The organism is Dysosmobacter segnis (assembly GCF_014297285.1).
Taxonomy (GTDB): Bacteria; Bacillota; Clostridia; order Oscillospirales; family Oscillospiraceae; genus Oscillibacter; species Oscillibacter segnis.
This window is the reverse complement of record NZ_JACOQI010000005.1, coordinates 68,373-85,179: the sequence shown is the minus strand read 5'-3', so window position 1 is coordinate 85,179 and position 16,807 is coordinate 68,373. Positions and strand designations below refer to the sequence as shown.

Genomic DNA, 16,807 nt, shown 5'->3' with positions numbered 1-16,807 from the left:
ACAGAATAGAGGCCAAATATGAGCAAACCGAATGAAGATCGGGATGTCTACTATATCCCACCAAACTTTCTCACAAGTGGGCGCTTATTTGGCGGCATGATTCGAGCACGCAATGCGATTGAAGCTTGCGTGCTCGTCTTATTAACAGGTGTCCCCATTATCAAGTTGCCCTTTTCCCTTACTACACGGATCATCATTTTGTGCCTGGTGTCTCTGCCACTTGGAATCATTGGTGTGATTGGATTTGAAGGTGATTCGCTTTCTGAGTTCGCTGTTAACTGGGTGCGTTGGCTCATCCATCGCAGGACACTATACCGATCAGACACTCCGGTTCCAGAGGCACCTGAAAAACCAATGAAGGCTGTGTCGGGAATGTCGGCACCTAAGCCGCCCGAGCAGTTAGGGATCAAGATCAAGGAGAAACCCAAGAAGCGGAAAAAGCGCAAACCTGTGAAGAAACCCCATAAAGCAAGCAAGCACAAATCATCAGTTGCAAAGAAAAAGCAGCCTCTCCACGCAGAGGACTTCATCCCGGTCAGAGATATCCGAAACGGCATTATCGAGACTACAGATGGTCGCTATCTCCGTGTGATCGAGGTGGAGCCGATCAACTTCTTGCTCCGTAACATTTCCGAGCAGAAGAACATCGTCGCCAGCTTCGCAAGTTGGATGAAGATTTCTCCTGTAAAGGTCCAAATCAAAGTGCTGACAAAAAAGGCCGATATCGGCAAGCACCTCAATACCATTGAGCGTGAAATGGAGGCAGAGGATAATCCCAAGTGCCGGGATCTCCAACTGGACTACTACCATCTAATCCAGACGATCGGTTCCCGTGAGGCCATCACGCGACGCTTCCTCGTCATCTTTGAGTATGAGGCAGTCACCAATCGTAAGCCGGAATACGCAGAGATTGTATCTGCACTGGAGACCGCTGTTCAAACAGCGCGTCAGTACTTTCTGCACTGTGACAATGCCGTTGTCGCTCATGAGGATGAGAACATCTTCCTTATGGAAGTCCTCTACACCATTTTCAATCGTGCCACCTGCGAAGTGAAGCCGGTTGAGAAGCGGGTCCGTGAACTGCAGGCAGCGCGGAAGGACACCGACATTTCGGTTCCTGTACCACTCAAAAGTGTGCTGGCACCTGAGTCCATTGACCTGACCCGTGGGTCCTATGTCGTCATGGATGGTGTCTATCATGCATATCTGATCGTACCCTCTGACGGGTATAACCCCCGAGTGGTCGCCGGTTGGACGAGCATTCTCGTCAATGCGGGCGAAGGCATCGATGTGGACTTTTTCTTTTCCCGCGAGCCAAAAGAGCGTATCCAGGCTAAGCTGGGTCAGCAGATCCGAATTAACCGCAGCCGACTCAAGGATACATCGGACACGAATACGGACTTCGATGATTTCGAAAGCGCCATTCGATCCGGATACTTCCTGAAGGAAGGTCTTGCGAACTACGAGGACTTCTACTACTGCAACACCCTGGTCACGGTTACTGCAGATACTCTGGAAAACCTGGAGTGGCGCATCTCTGAAGTGCGTCGCCTTATGATCTCACAGGATATGGACATTCGTATCTGCCGCTTCAGGCAGGAACAGGCGCTTCTCTCGATCCTTCCGTTCTGTAAGCTGGATAAGAAGTTGTTCGAGGCCAGCAAGCGCAATATGCTGACATCCTCTGCGGCCAGTTGCTATCCCTTCACCTCGTTTGAGATGAGTGACGAGAATGGCATCTTGCTCGGTGTTAATCAGCATAACAACAGCCTGGTCATCGTGGATATCTTCAATAGCCGGGTTTACAAAAACGCCAATATGGTACTTCTTGGAACAAGCGGCGCAGGTAAGACCTTCACGCTCCAGCTGATCGCTTTGCGCATGAGGCGTAAAAGCACGCAGGTATTCATTATCGCTCCTCTGAAGGGACATGAGTTCCTGCGCGCATGCAACAATATCGGAGGTGAGTTTATCTCCATAAGCCCTGCCTCCAAGCAGTGCATCAATGTCTGTGAGATCCGTAAGCAAGACTTGAGCGCCAATCAGCTGATAGATGGCGTTGTCAATGAGAACTCCATTCTGGCAAAAAAGATCCAACAGCTGCACATCTTCTTCTCTCTGTTGATCCCCGATATCAACCATGAAGAGCGTCAGCTTCTGGATGAGGCTCTGATTCGAACCTATGCAAAAAAAGGAATCACTCACAACAACGAGTCGCTGATCGACCCAGACCACCCGGATCGGTATCGCGAGATGCCCCTGCTGGGAGATGTCTATGAGATCCTTATGGAGTCTCCGGAAACGAAGCGCATGGGCAACATTCTCAATCGTCTTGTCAACGGCTCTGCGAAGACCTTCAACCAACACACCAATGTCCAACTTGATAACCTCTATACCGTACTGGACATCTCTGAGCTTACAGGCGAGCTGCTCCCTGTGGGCATGTTCGTTGCTCTGGACTATGTATGGGATAAGGCAAAGGAGGATCGCACCAAGGAGAAAGCCATCTTCATTGATGAGGCGTGGGAGCTGATCGGAGACGACGATACCAGTAACCCGAATAATGCAAAGGCGCTGGCCGGAGAATGGGTCCAAGAAATCTTCAAAATCATCCGTGGCTATGGCGGCGCAGCTGTTGCAGCTACGCAGGATATCGGCGACCTTGACAGGAGCCGATTTGGCAAAGGCATCCTGAATGTTGCCAAGACGAAGATCATTTTGAATCTGGAGGACGATGAAGCCCGAAGAGTACAGAGCATCCTCCACCTGTCGGATGCTGAGATCATGTCGATTACCCGTTTTGAGCGCGGCCAGGGCCTAATCTCAACAAACTCCAACCACATCACTGTTTCCTTCAAAGCTTCCCCTCTGGAGAAGCAGTTGATCACTACAGACCGCATGGAGCTCAATCAAATCCTCCAGGAAAAGATGGCTAAAAATGCGCATAATGCTGACTTATGAAAACACACCACGAATGTCGTTTACATTAGCTCTACATTATGCGTAACAGCAAAGATCTTTTACACTATGCGGTTTCCTAAGTCTACACAAAGGAGAGCAAAATGAAGTTTGCATATGCTGCCCGAGATCGAGAAGTGGCCTTTATCATTCGGCTGCTGACCATCTTCGGGGTCGTTGAACAGCGACAAATGCGGTTGCTCTTCAATCATTTGAGCAATCGTTCCTATGGCCAGATCCTCGCACGACTCCGGCGAGAGGGTCTGGCCTACTTTTCGCCGGACGGCCAATTCCTTGCCACAAGTAGGTACTCGCTGGACCACGGAAAGACCCTTGAATCTGTCATGGTATTCTGGGCATTCATCAAAATGCGAGACAATGTGCTGGACTTCTGCGCAAGCGACCCTCCGGCTATTTTATCGTTCTCTTCTGCGGCCAAGGATTATGACCTGATCCCTGGCAGTAAGCAGAATATCCCTGCAATCAATGCAGCTCGTACCGTGGTTGCGGAAGCGACAGTCCGCCTGATCGTTGTTGATGATCTGAGCACTCTGGATGAGGTAGAGCCCAGACTGGTCAACGATTATGGCATCTTAGTCGGCCCGAATGGTGTTGAGCAAATCTATAAGATGTGAGGTTACACGATGGAAAACCCCAAATATATCCTTGTTATGCGCCAGGTCGCTTCAGATTATGACGGCATCAGCCATGAACTCTTCCAGATAGCCAATAATCTGGAGCGCATGGATCAGTTCAACCCCCAGCAGAAACTATTCAGCCTGGTTCGTAACGCTGAAGTTTCCACGGTCTCCCTGCGAAATCTCACGGCTCGAACGGTCCGTGATGATACCGCACACTTCTACGGTGAGGTGGCTGATCTGCTTGGAATTCGGATCGATGAGACCCATGACTGGCTCAAAATCACAGTGCCTGCAATCCTACCGAAGCGAAACCAGAGGGATAATCAGGCGTTTCTGACACGCCCTCTGCGCTATGCACTCCTCGACTTCCTCAAGGAAAATCCGATGGAACGGTTCGGAAGCTGTGCTATCTGCATTGTCCATAACTACGATGAGGCACTCGGTAAGCGGCGCATTCGAGACTACGATAACATCGAAACCAAGAGATATCTAGATGTGATCGAGTCTATGCTACTGACCAACGACAGCGGGCTGTTGTGTACGGTGCTTCAGGCCACAAAGGTGTCTGATCGAGACTGCACAGAGTTCTATCTGATGCGACCCGAGACCCTCTCTACATGGGCTAAAAACCACGTAAAATCAACTACCAATTCCTGCTTTGAATGAGAGGCAGAAATAGGTAGTGATTTTGAGCCTTCGGGCTGTCCTCACCCAGGGGCTGCAGAAATAGGTAGTGATTTGAGTGAGGTGTTCTGGCTGGGTGTTTTTTGCTTGGTCAGTTTCTGCGCAACTTCGGCAATGCATGCCGCAGCCTCGGGCAGCCTGTCGGCAGCCTTACTGTTTTCAAGATTGGAGTGCCTATGATTACTTGCAAGAACGATCGGTTGCTTGAACTGCTGTGGTTTGTTGGGTACTGTATTGAGTTTCCGACGCAGTTGGCGGTTCGCATCGGTGGTGGTGCTGAGTGGAATCGCAGAGTGATGTATCGGGCGATTCGAGAGGGCTATGTGAAGTGCTACCGCAGGAAACATAAGCGGCATGTAATCCGGTCTCTGAGCTTAACGCAGAAGGGATTTGATTATGTGGCGCAGAGTGATCCTGAGGCAGTGGCCATGATCTATTCTCGAATCAATTGTTCCGAGCGCGTGTACCCATCAAAAGTCGATAAAATCCTGAGACTTCACGCTATCGCCGTGGGCACGGTCATGGCCCATGCGGCCGATGCAGAGATTTTGATCTCACAAAAGCCATCCCTGATGTCCCCGGCAAAGCGCACCTCAAACACAATCACCCCAGATCCAACCCAGTGTTACTACTATGCGTCCCACGAACTGCGAGTCGCCATCGAGGAGTACTCACCGGAATCCGTTTCCAAGAGTTCCCGCACGATTGGTATTGTGGTCAAGGGGAAGCATTGTTATTTCCTCTACTTCACCGGTAGCACACGGATGTACTGGATGAAGAACAGTGAGGAGAACTACGCCGCAGCTGTGAAGAGCTTACTTCTGGCTAGAGGCTTTGGCGTCACCACGATCCATCAGGTCGTGATCGGCTCTACTATGAGCGTGGCGCAGCGCCTATGCCACAGTGCAAAACCATTTGGCAACAAGTACTTTGTAGTTTCCACATTCTTCGCCCAGTGTCTCTTCCTAACCAACAACCCCGATGGTGATTCTCTAATGAAAATCATCCTCAATCCGGACATGGCGCTGGAACTGAACCAGGCCATCCTTGCACCTTACCACCCCCCACGAACTCCCAACCGTGAGTATGACGCCATCGATGTCCAGCACGACAAACCGGTCATTCTGAATTATCAATGTGATCTCCTGAAACTATCGGATATCCGTCCGATCCCAGAAGGATTCCGTGGAAGCCCCATTATGCTCTGCTTCGACTACCAGACTCAAACGGTTCAGGGAATTGTCGGGCCGGCCATCGAAGTGCGTCCAGTAGAAAGCATGAATAACCATGGAAAGAAGAAAACTGAAAATAACCCTTAGCCTTGCTGTCCTGATCCCATGCGTGTTGTATATTGCCGGCATTATCGCCCAGTTCATGATCAACATCAACGCATGGAAGGCGGCCGGCAGTGACTATAGCGTCTCCCCAGGTCTCCCATCCCTGGAGCTTGCAGATGTCTTTCGATCCATATTCCACTTTCCAGAAGGCCTGATTGCCATCGGTGTGGTAGTGGTGGGAATTGTACTCATCTGCATTTTTGGACTCCGGATCGGATGGGGCCAAAACGGAGTCACCGATTCCGATCGGAATCTCACTGTCTCAAGCTCTGGTAGCTACGGCACAGCGAGCTTCATGTCACCGAAGGAGGCAAGCGCCTGCTTTGATGTGACAAGTGCGAAGAAGACCGAGCAGGACATCCTTGGCATGTTGCCTGATGGTCAAATCCTCACACTCCCCAAAAACACACGCCTCAATTCCAACCTCGCCGTATGTGGCTCGTCGGGCACAGGCAAATCCAGATCCATATCCCGAAATCTGGTCCTCCAGGCGGTGAAGCGTGGTGAGAGCCTGATCCTTACCGATCCAAAATCTGAACTGTATGAATCCATGAGCGAATACCTTCGAGACAATGGATACACAGTTAAGGTCTTCAACCTGATTGAAATGGATCATAGTGATTCGTGGAACTGCCTCAACGAAGTTGGTTCCAGCGAACTGATGGCTCAGACCTTCGCCGACATCGTACTGCAAAACACCAGCGGAGACTCGAAAGATGCTTTCTGGTACAACGCTGAGCTCAACCTGCTAAAAGCGTTGGTACTGTATGTGGCGTTGGAAATGCCCCCGGAGCAACGCAACCTGGCTACAGTCTACGATCTGCTCTATACACAGACGGAGAAGGGCCTGTCCGACATCATGGCCAGTATCAGCCATGAGCATGTGAACCAATACACCGGCGAGCTTCTTCCGCCATCCCCTGCAGCCGCACCTTACGCCATCTTCAAGCAGTCCAGCGATACGGTTCGAACCAGTGTCATCATTGGCCTAGGCAGCAAGCTGGCCGTACTGCAGGCGCAGCAGGTGCGGAACATCACTTCCTATAACGAGATCGATCTGGAACTTCCGGGAAAGCAAAAGTGTGCCTACTTCTGCATTGTGTCCGACCAGGACAGTACCTTTGATTTTCTCAGCTCTCTATTCTTCAGCTTTCTATTTATCCGCCTGATTCGCTATGCAGATGGATACTGCGAAGGCGGTATGCTGAGCACTAAGGTCAAGTTCGTGCTAGATGAATTTCCGAACTGCTGCCTGATCCCTGACTTCACCAAAAAGTGCTCTACCATCCGGTCACGCGGATGCTCGGTAGCCGTATTCTTCCAAAATGTAGGTCAGATGCGCAACCGATACCCTGATGACCAATGGCAGGAGATCCTCGGTGCCTGTGACTCCACGGTGTTTTTGGGTTGTACCGATATGCTTACGGCGGAGTACTTCAGTGATCGCATTGGTACCGCTTCTGTTGAAGTGGAGGGTACAATGCGGGAACTCAATACCATGCACATCACCAACTACACACCAAGATTCCGCAAGACCAACTCACTTGGCCGGCGTCAACTGCTTACCCCTGATGAGGTCCTGCGTTTACCCCCGGATCAAGTTCTGATCTTCATTCGAGGTCAGAAAGTCATGCGAGCCAAGCGCTATGACTACTCCCTGCATCCGGACTATAAAAAGCTGAAGAGCCGCAAAGCGATCCTGCATGAGCCTGACTGGAAGACCAGCCAGGCTTCTTCTGTATCTGCAACCGGCCCTTCACCATCCTCATCCATGGCCACCCCTGTGGAAAAGGGCAGCGGCAATCGGCAGAAGAAACCACCTGCGAAGCCAGCCCGTAACACTGAGCGCGAGGTTGTGAATGCGGATGACATCTTCTAGGAAAGGAGCAGAAGAAATGCCTAAGAAGAAAGTAACTGAAGCTGTTGAAGAGGTCGTTCAGGAACCGGTTGTTTCTGAACCTGTGCCGCCTCAGGCGCCCCGGCGTCAAGGCAGTGATGACCTGCTTGAACTCAATGATCTGGAGCGTGGCGTTACCCGTGAGGATAGCGAAGACGCCAAGTGGGGCTATCTTGCCGGCGCAGCGCGCAGGCAGCAGATCCTGACCGGCATCGTCAGCAGCGGCATTATTCAGACCGAGAATGGTCTTCCTGTTTGCCCGGTTGATTTTGAAGGCCTCCGCATCCTGATCCCCATTCGTGAGATGGTGTTGACGGAATGGCCTGAAGAGGATCCCATTCCTCGATCTGTCAGAATCCAGATCGGGCGTATGCTGGGTGCGACCATAGACTTCATCCCAGCGGCCGTGGATATCCGCAATCGTGCGGCAGTTGGTTCCCGTAAGGCGGCCATGCTGCAGCGTCAGAAGCGGTACTATGCCACCGGCCGTGTAAAGCCCGGTATCCTGATGGCGTGCCGTGTTCTGGGTGTCGGCAACAACACCATGACGGTGGAGGCTTGCGGTGTGGATACTGAGATCTATGCCCGCAATGTCTCCTGGGAATGGTTCTCTGACATTGCGGATCTGCACTCCACCGGCGATCTGGTCGTTGCCAGGGTCATGGATGTTTCTTACAACGAGGAGCGGGATGTCTATTCGGTCACCCTCTCCATCAAAGAGGCATCTGAGAATCCCGATCGGGCAGCCCTGGAGAAGATCACTCCCAACTCCAACTATTTCGGTGTCGTTACCGGCGTGAAAGACCGCGTGTTCTTCGTCCGCCTTCAGGTGGGCGTCAATGCCAAGACTAAGCTCTATCGTTCCATCGACATGCCCAGCAGACTGGATACGGTCAGCTTCCGTGTCACCGGAGTCGATGAGGAAAACGGCATTGCGCTGGGCTTCATCACCAGAATCATCAAACGCCATACCAGATTGAGGTAACCTTATGAAATACTCTCCCAGCAGCCGAGATGCTCTTGACGCTCACTGCAGGGAGGTCATCCGGTCCTGCCTCAACATTGTGGAGCAGCATGGTGACACCTATGTCGCCATCCACAAGGACGACGAGATTGACTGCGTCGTCCTTGTCTCCATGATTCGAAGCTATCCCATCATGTCCATCATTGTCGCTGATAAGATCCTGTTCGCAGACATCAATGCCGACCAGATGTATGGCGTTGCGAACGAACTGAATCTGGACTCGGTCACAGGTTGGCACTCCGTCTTCCTGGCAGATGACAGCATGATCTACATGTTCCGGCAATGCCTCTGGCTTTCGATGAATCTGACCTACGAAGACCTCCTCGCCATGCTGAAAGAATGCATCAGCGAATACAAGCGCGGCAAAGGCCGCCTTACTACCGGTGATCATCCGACTAACCCGGTCGCATGACACCCACGAACAGAAAGGATCAAGATCCATGAAGGAAAAAATCACTTCCTTGGTGCTTGTTCTCGTCGTTGCCATGTCCATGACGGTGGGAGCAAGTGCAGCATCGTACATTCCGGACGATGTGACCTATCAGAATCTCAACGGGCAGCAGCTCTCGATCAAGACCTATACGCTCCTGCCCGACCAGGACCCTGCTGATCTCTATGAAGAGGACTTCGAGCATGATGGATTCCTGTACTCCATGGGTGACATCATCAAAGAAGAGCAGCACTTTCAGGAAGAGAATCTGCACACTGAGGTCGTCACTGTCACAACTGCCAGTAAGAACCTCGAAGATATCCTCGCAGAGCTGAAGCCCACGATCGAGTTCGACGATGGCATTTCTTCCGGTACTCTGTCTCTGGACCATAGCACGATCAAGACGGAGGCAGCCGGCTACAAGAGCAGCTCTTACACTGTCACCGCAACCAAGAACTACACCGGCCTCGACCGAAATGATTCTTCCTACATCGATAAGACTGTAGAGAAGAATGGCAGAACTTTGAGCCTCTCCAATGTAACTTGGAGCGTTGAGAGTACTGCTTTGGTCGGCGATGAGCTCGTCCCGGCAACTTACTCTGCGGTAGCCACCTATTCGGGCTCTGCCAGTTCTACCGTCGCAACTGGCTATATTACGACCGCCGAATACAAAGGCACTGTCGTATCCTCTGGTATTTCCAGCATTCTCTATACCGTAACCTACCTGGGCACCAAGATTGAACCGACGAAAGCGGAACCCACCTTCAAAGGTGCGGTCTTGGTGATCTCCATTATCGGCGGAACCGCTCTTTTGGCCGCACTGTTGTTCCTCGGCCTCACGCTTCGTAAGAATACTACAGTCTACAAAGCAACAGGCAAAGGCAACGAATATGAAAAATGCGGCCGGCTTCATCTGAAGGCCAAGAATCCCGAGCTGCGTATTGACCGCTTGAAGGATATTCCTGAAGGTGTGATTGCAATCGAAGTGGATCAGGCAGTCGCAAAGAAGCTCTTCGGCCAGACCATCGCCATCCGTTGCTATGACAATACTGTCGAGCACACCGTTGGTGAGGTCAACGGTTCGTACTGGTTCAAAGTCGATATTGGCTCTCAGGAAGGTGAATCCAATTATGAGGAGGAACCTTAATATGAAGCTCAAACGACTTTTGACCTTGTGCTGTGCGCTGAGTATGGCACTCGGCATGGTGACTTTCGTTAGTGCCGCAGACTATTCCTTCAAAACCTCTCCTGACCCTGTCTATTACGGCAGCACGAACTACGAGGATCTCTACGACGCTGAGTATCGTTACGGCTCACGCAATCAGATCGATTACGACATCCCTGAGATCCAATACGGACTCAGTCAGGAATTTCTGGAAAGCTCCCTCAATAATCCCTACCTGAATGGCAACACACAGTACGGCTTTGGCGGGAGCAGCTCGAATACGCAGTACCCGGAGTCCGACTTCGGTAGTTCCAGTATCATCTCCGACGGTGGTACGATCGTGATGCCGTATGAACCCTCTGTCACCTTGAACGATCTCAAGCAGAGCGATGGCAGTATCGGCCAAGTCTCCATTGACCGTGTCGGGCTGAATTGCAAAGTGTATGAAGGCGCCACCGACAGTTCCATGTCTAAGGGCGCCGGTCATTACAGTTCTTCCGGCCTCTACACCGGGAATGTTGGCTTGTTCGGCCACAACAGAGGGAACCATCCCTACTTCGGAAAGCTGAAGAATGTGAAGGTTGGGGACATTGTTAAGTACAAGACCGCAATCGGCACGAAGACCTACAAAGTGACATTCGTTGGTGCGATCTCCTACACCGATTTCTCTTACCTCAATGAGATGGGAGATAATCGCATCACCCTGATCACCTGTATTGCTAACCAGCCCTCTCTGCGCCTGTGTGTGCAGGCCGTAGAGATTCGATAAACCATTGGAGGAAAACCATGAATAGTAAAAAGCCTCGCAATCGTGAGAATCGCACCCGATCCATTCCCGCAGAAGCTACCGTAACCGTCCATATGCTTCTGCCGCGCTCCGCTTATGAGGAGATGCGTCAGCTTTTGAGTGAACACAAACTCTCCAAAGCGGATATCCTCATGGCAGGCATCGCAGCCTGCTCGAATCAGAAAGTCGGCTGAAGAACATGCGTAGAGAGTGGCTGGAAAACTATCTTCTACGAGGTGACTCACATGAAAAAGCGTTTCATTTCATTCCTTTCCGGCATGGTTGTCGGCGCAGTCATGTTTGGCGGCAGCGTTGCATACGCTTCCGGCATTCTTGCCGATCTCAGCAACAATCAGATTTTTGTGGATGGCACACTTACCCCCATGGAGGCGTATGTGATCAACGGCCACAATTATGTGAAATTGCGTGATATTGGCCAGGCTGTCGGTTTTAACGTCTTTTGGGATGATACTGCCAAATGCGTCCAGGTCGAATCGGACAAGCCCTATACTGGGATTGCGCCTACAAAGCAAGAGGGAGAGAAGACAAGTGGCCAACTCCACCAGACTGATGTTGATGCCATAAAGAAGGATGTCGTTACCCGTACCAACACCCTGCGGCTTAATAAGGGAGTTGCTGTATTGAAGGTTAATAACCTTCTGATGGATGCGGCTCAAGTCCGCGCAGATGAGATGGCGGCTAGTGGTGCTTATTCTCACACTCGCCCCGATGGACGCAGAAGCAATACCGTTACAGATAGCCGACGCACCGGCGAAAACATCCACTGCATCACAGAACTGTACCTCGAACAACAGCACAAGACTTTATCTGATGCCGTCGTCAATCTTTGGTCGAATTCCAAGGGCCATGCGGATAACATGCTGAATGCTCGCTACGGCGAGATTGGCGTTGGTTTAGCGCGTGGCACGGACAGTAATGGCTTGGCGTGTTGGTACTGTGTGCAGGTCTTCCTCGTAGACGGATGCGAGGTCACATGGGTGGACGTTCCCGCAATAGGCTAATCAATGATTGCCTCTGCGGTGGATCAATCCATTCCAAAATGGTCAGTTCGAAAAGTGAATCATTCGACGAAGCAGGTTGAGGAAACTCAACCTGCTTTTCTTGTGTTACAAATGAAGGAGATCTCTTATGAAATCAATCAAAACCAGACTTGTCTCAGCATTCTTGCTGATTATGACAATTCTCAGCCTGTTTCCAACCACAGCATTCGCTGCAACCAGTACGGGCACAGGCATTAAACCCACCAGCAACACGAATTATTGGACAACGCGGCTTCTCCATGACGGCACTCCCTACAGCTATAAGCCTCCCATGGCCGCAGGCAAGCTGTTGTACTGCCTTGACCGCGGCTACGGCTACCGCTGGGGCACTGCCAGCTTTCTGAACAGCTACACCTATACCTCCGCCACCGGAGCGGACGCGGATACCGTGCTGAAAACGGCGCTGGCGCAGAGCGGCATGGGTGAACTGGATGCCCAGCAGCTTGAAAACTTCAAATGGATGATGACGTTCATTTCGGACTATAAGGGTGACATCCCCGGCAGCCTTTTTATGGCTGCGCAGACGTATGTGTGGGATCACCAGACCTTCAAGGGTGAGGGCGATGGTGACATCGATGGCGGTGGTTACGCCAACGCTGATACCTATGAAATGTACATGGGCTATATCGATTGGATGTTGAACCAGAAGGCCAAGGAAGACGCAGAATTCCAGAAGCAGATCGAAGAATACGCTGCTCAGGGCATCGTCGCTACCGTTGTCGAAGATGATGCTGCCAAATGGGCGGTCTACGCAAAGTCCAGTGTCAAGGGCCGACAGTCTTTCTTTAACTACTACGCGCCGAGAAAGCTGGTTACCAACACTCCTGGCGATGAACCGGATCAGCCGCCTGCGGGTGACGCTGACATTACTTTAAAAAAGGTAGCCGCCGGCACCACCCGCGGCCTGGACGGCGCTAAATTTAACGTCTACCGCGACGGTCAGATCGTTGGTAGTGATGTGACGATGAATGGCGGCATCATTGAAGTCAAGAATGTCACAGAAGGCCTGTGGTCCTTTGTTGAGGTTGAGGCCCCGGAGGGCTTCTGTGCGGACTCCACGCCCCTCAGCGTCTATGTCGATACCACTGATGGCGACAAGCAGTATACCATTGTGGCAGAAAATTACGCACTGCCCAATATGAAGATCATCAAGCGCGACGCCATGAGCGGCAAGCCGATTGCCGGGACGGTGTTCTCCATTAAGTCTGTCACGGGCAACTTCTCCACGTCCGTTACTACCGGCACGGACGGTTCCGCAACGCTCTCGGCCATTCCTGCAGATGTTTATGTAGTACGGGAAGAATCTGTGCCAGAGCCGTACATTGTGAGCAATACGGAGCAGACCGTGGCGCTGCGCCCCGGTAAAACCTCCGAGGTCACCTTTGTGGACTACGAAAAGCCCGGACTTGAAGTTTTGAAGAAAAACATTGCCAACGGAGAGCCTATCGAGGGCGTCACTTTCCGTATCGAGCAGATCGACGGCAGCTTTTCTACCAGCGCCACGACCGATAACCATGGGCGGATTTTCCTCGACTCTGTTCCTGTTGGCACATTCAAAGTAACGGAGATCAATGTTCCCAACCATGTCATTCTCTGCCCCATCCCGCAGGAAGTGGCATTGAAGCCCGGCGAAACCTCTACCGTCACCTTCTTCAACGCTCTCAAGCCCAGTCTGGAAATCCGCAAGTTGGATAGCGTCACCGGTGATCCCGTCAAGGGTGCCAAGTTCCAGATCTGGTATGGCAGCAACCACACCGACACCGGCGAGCTCAACGACCTCGGCACCTACTTTTCTGACGCAAGCGGAAAGATCATTCTCCCCGAAGTAAAAGATGGCTGGTACAAAGTAACGGAATTGGAGCCGGCGTCCGGGTATGCCATTAAGGAGCCTGCCACACAGGAATGCTTCATCTCCGGTGGTGAGAGTAAAGTCCTGACCTTCGAGAACACGCCCCTTTCCGCCATCATCATCCGCAAGGTGGACAGCGAGAGCGGCCAGCCGTTGGAGGGCGCATGGTTCCGCGTCCGCTACCTCGGCGGCACCTCCGGCACTGGCGGTACTGTGGTCGGAGAGATCAAAACCTCGCAAAACGGGACCGCCATTTTAACAGGCCTCGCCGCAGGCACTTATGTCTGCGAGGAGATCTCCGCGCCGGACGGGTACGTCATCACCGACGCCACGGAAACCGTTTATCTCTCTGGCAAGGATCAGGACGTGATCACCGTGACCTTCGCCAATGATAAGATGGGTTCCCTCCTCATCGTCAAAAAGGACGCCGTGACCGGCGCTCCCATTTCCGATGTGGAGTTCCTTGTGACCGACTCGGACGGAAGTGTAATCGGTACGGCGAATGGCCGCTACGTGACCGACAGCGCAGGTACTATCCGTATTGACGGCCTGACTCCTGGCATGACGGTCATTGTAAAAGAGGTGCGCGCCAAGGATGGCTATATCCTCGACGATACCCCGCAGAGCATCAAGATCAAGCGAAACTCTGTCATGACGCTGGAGTTCCGCAACCAGCCCAAGGGCGGCGTGCTAGTTCGAAAGGTCGATGCTGCAACGAACGAACCGATCTCCGATGTTGAGTTCCTCGTGACCGACCCCGATGGAAACTTCATCGGCAATGCCAACGGCAAATATGTGACGGACAGCGCAGGTACTTTTACCATTACGGATGTTGCTCCCGACACCACACTCGTCATCAAGGAAACTCGTGCCAAGGATGGTTATATCCTGGACGATACCCCTCAGACGGTCAAGGTTAAGTCCAACGAAGTCATCACGGTGGAGTTCCGTAATCAGCCTAAGGGTGGCGTTTTGGTGAAAAAGGTGGACGCTGCAACGAATGAACCAATCTCTGATGTTGAGTTCCTCGTGACCGATTCTGACGGCAATTTCATTGGGAATGCCAATGGCAAGTTCATTACCGATAGTACTGGTACCTTCACCATTACCGACATTGCCCCTGGCACGACGCTTATCATCAAAGAAACGCGCGCCAAGGATGGCTATCTGCTGGATGATACTCCTCAGACGGTCAAGGTCAAATCCAACGAGATGATTACGCTGGAATTTCGCAACCAACCGCTCGGTGGGCTTCGAATCATTAAGCTTGATAGCGTCACGAAGAAGCCTCTGGAAGGGGTTCAGTTCCGCATCACCTACAGCGATGGCAGCTTTGTGGCAGATGAGGGCGGTAAGCTCTCTTCCAACGGCCTTTATATGACTGACGCAAATGGCGAGATCCTCATCAGAGATATTGTCGGCACACTTGTTGTGACGGAAGTGAAAACGATCCCTGGCTACACCATCGACGAAGCCACAAGAAGCCAGACCATCGTTGTTAACCCCGACGATCTTCAGACTCTGATCGTATATAACGTCCCTGCGGGCGGCCTGCAGATTATCAAGTCCGATGAGGACACCGGAGAGCGGCTCGGTGGTGTCAAGTTCGAGATTCGCAAAATCAATGGTGAAATCCTCGGGACCTATACCACCGACCGCGACGGCGTCATCAGCATCCCCAACGCAGAGAGTGGCTGGTATACCATCGTTGAGCGCAAGGCGAAAGACGGATACGCACTCGATACTACGCCCGTCAATGCATGCGTCAAGGATGGCGAGACTACGACGGTAGAGATCACCAACCAGCGCATGGCCTCTATCATGATCCACAAGATCGATGCAGCGACTGGTGCAGGCATTTATGGTGTCAAGTTCGTGCTCTATGATTCTGGGAAGAACCCGATCGGCGAGTACACAACGGATCAGGACGGCTACATCTACATTGATGATGAGCTGGTACCCGGAAAGTACTACCTGCGTGAACTGGAGGCGGCGGATGGCTATATTCGCGATGAGCAGTATAAGACCGTCTATGTCGAACGTGGTAAATGCGCACAGATCGAGTGGGAGAATAGTGCTGTGACGGGTCAGATCCAGATCCGGAAGTATAGCTCGGAAGACAACACCGTCACAGGTCAGCTTGCTGGCACCCCGTTGGAAGGCGCTGTGTTTGAGATCACGCAGGCCCGCTCTGGCAAGGTTGTTGGCTATATCGTGACAGACGCGCGTGGCGTTGCCGCTTCTGGCCCCCTGCCTCTTGGCCGCTACTTCGTGACGGAGGTGTCCGCACCGAAGTATTATCAGCTGAGTGGCGAGAAGATGGAAGCTGAGATCGAGTATCCCAGTCAGATCATCAAACTCTCCGCCTACAATAAGCCCGCGACCCTAGGCGTGACCATCAAGAAGAGCGGCAACTATGAAGTGCAGTCCGGTCAGACCATGAGCTATGACTTCTCCGGTATTGCCAATACCTCCAATGTCGTGCTCAACCACTTCTTCTGGCATGATCGCATTCCTACGGATGCGACGCGTGCGCTCAGCATCAGCACGGGTACCTACAATGCGCGCCTGTACTATAAGGTCACCTTTAAGACCAATCTCAATGACTACCGGACTTTGGCCAGTAACCTGCTGACCTCCAACAACTATTCCCTGAGCCTGAATGCCGCTACGCTGCGGCTCGTGCAGGGCGAGTATGTTACCGATGTCCGCTTCGAGTTTGGCACGGTGCCCAGCGGCTTCTCTTCTGTTGTGAAGCCTACCATGCGTGTGCAGGTGCTTGGTACCGTGAGCAATGGCTACCAAATCATCAATCGTGCCGATGTTGGGGGCCAGTATCTCAATGAGTGGCAGACGGCAAAGACCACCTGGGTCACTACCGTCCGTCGCTTCAATACCACGCCGCTGCCGAAGACCGGATATTGATCTCGAGAGAGGTCGTTTCCTATAACCCCCGCCAGCCCCGGAGCTTACG

Annotated in this window: 12 protein-coding genes; all 12 read left to right on the top strand. The window is 52.2% G+C overall.

Going from position 1 to position 16,807, the window contains the following annotated elements; all coding sequences use genetic code 11:
* The first annotated feature begins 18 nt into the window (after nt 1-18).
* Nucleotides 19-2,961, top strand: a complete 2,943-nt coding sequence (locus H8Z83_RS06985) for a VirB4 family type IV secretion system protein (protein WP_187014369.1) — start codon at nt 19-21, stop codon at nt 2,959-2,961.
* A 101-nt stretch (nt 2,962-3,062) separates the two neighbouring features.
* On the top strand, nt 3,063-3,593 hold the full coding sequence (locus H8Z83_RS06980; protein WP_108979817.1) for a DUF5697 family protein: 531 nt from the start codon (nt 3,063-3,065) through the stop codon (nt 3,591-3,593).
* Nucleotides 3,594-3,602: 9 nt separating this feature from the next.
* Nucleotides 3,603-4,265 (top strand): DUF6100 family protein, encoded by a 663-nt coding sequence (locus H8Z83_RS06975; protein ID WP_187014368.1) that lies wholly within the window; start codon nt 3,603-3,605, stop codon nt 4,263-4,265.
* A gap of 194 nt (nt 4,266-4,459) precedes the next feature.
* Nucleotides 4,460-5,602, top strand: coding sequence for a hypothetical protein (locus H8Z83_RS06970; protein ID WP_147561762.1), 1,143 nt, complete (start codon nt 4,460-4,462; stop codon nt 5,600-5,602).
* Complete coding sequence (locus H8Z83_RS06965) at nt 5,571-7,499, top strand: VirD4-like conjugal transfer protein, CD1115 family (protein WP_147561760.1); 1,929 nt, start codon at nt 5,571-5,573, stop codon at nt 7,497-7,499. Before H8Z83_RS06970 ends, H8Z83_RS06965 begins: the two co-directional genes overlap by 32 nt.
* A gap of 16 nt (nt 7,500-7,515) precedes the next feature.
* The gene (locus tag H8Z83_RS06960; RefSeq protein WP_147561758.1) at nt 7,516-8,502 is read left to right on the top strand and encodes a hypothetical protein; all 987 of its coding nucleotides are present in this window, start codon (nt 7,516-7,518) and stop codon (nt 8,500-8,502) included.
* Between the two features lie 4 nt (nt 8,503-8,506).
* Nucleotides 8,507-8,953, top strand: a complete 447-nt coding sequence (locus H8Z83_RS06955) for a hypothetical protein (protein WP_147561756.1) — start codon at nt 8,507-8,509, stop codon at nt 8,951-8,953.
* Between the two features lie 28 nt (nt 8,954-8,981).
* Nucleotides 8,982-10,118: a hypothetical protein gene (locus H8Z83_RS06950; RefSeq protein ID WP_187014367.1), complete on the top strand. Its 1,137-nt coding sequence runs from the start codon at nt 8,982-8,984 to the stop codon at nt 10,116-10,118.
* A 1-nt stretch (nt 10,119) separates the two neighbouring features.
* Nucleotides 10,120-10,905: a class D sortase gene (locus tag H8Z83_RS06945; RefSeq protein WP_187014366.1), complete on the top strand. Its 786-nt coding sequence runs from the start codon at nt 10,120-10,122 to the stop codon at nt 10,903-10,905.
* A gap of 17 nt (nt 10,906-10,922) precedes the next feature.
* Nucleotides 10,923-11,117 carry a hypothetical protein gene (locus H8Z83_RS06940; RefSeq protein ID WP_119347376.1) on the top strand — a complete coding sequence of 65 codons (195 nt, stop codon included), beginning with the start codon at nt 10,923-10,925 and terminating at the stop codon, nt 11,115-11,117.
* A gap of 51 nt (nt 11,118-11,168) precedes the next feature.
* Nucleotides 11,169-11,945 (top strand): CAP domain-containing protein, encoded by a 777-nt coding sequence (locus H8Z83_RS06935; protein ID WP_187014365.1) that lies wholly within the window; start codon nt 11,169-11,171, stop codon nt 11,943-11,945.
* Between the two features lie 127 nt (nt 11,946-12,072).
* Nucleotides 12,073-16,758: a SpaA isopeptide-forming pilin-related protein gene (locus H8Z83_RS06930; protein WP_187014364.1), complete on the top strand. Its 4,686-nt coding sequence runs from the start codon at nt 12,073-12,075 to the stop codon at nt 16,756-16,758.
* Nucleotides 16,759-16,807 lie beyond the last annotated feature (49 nt).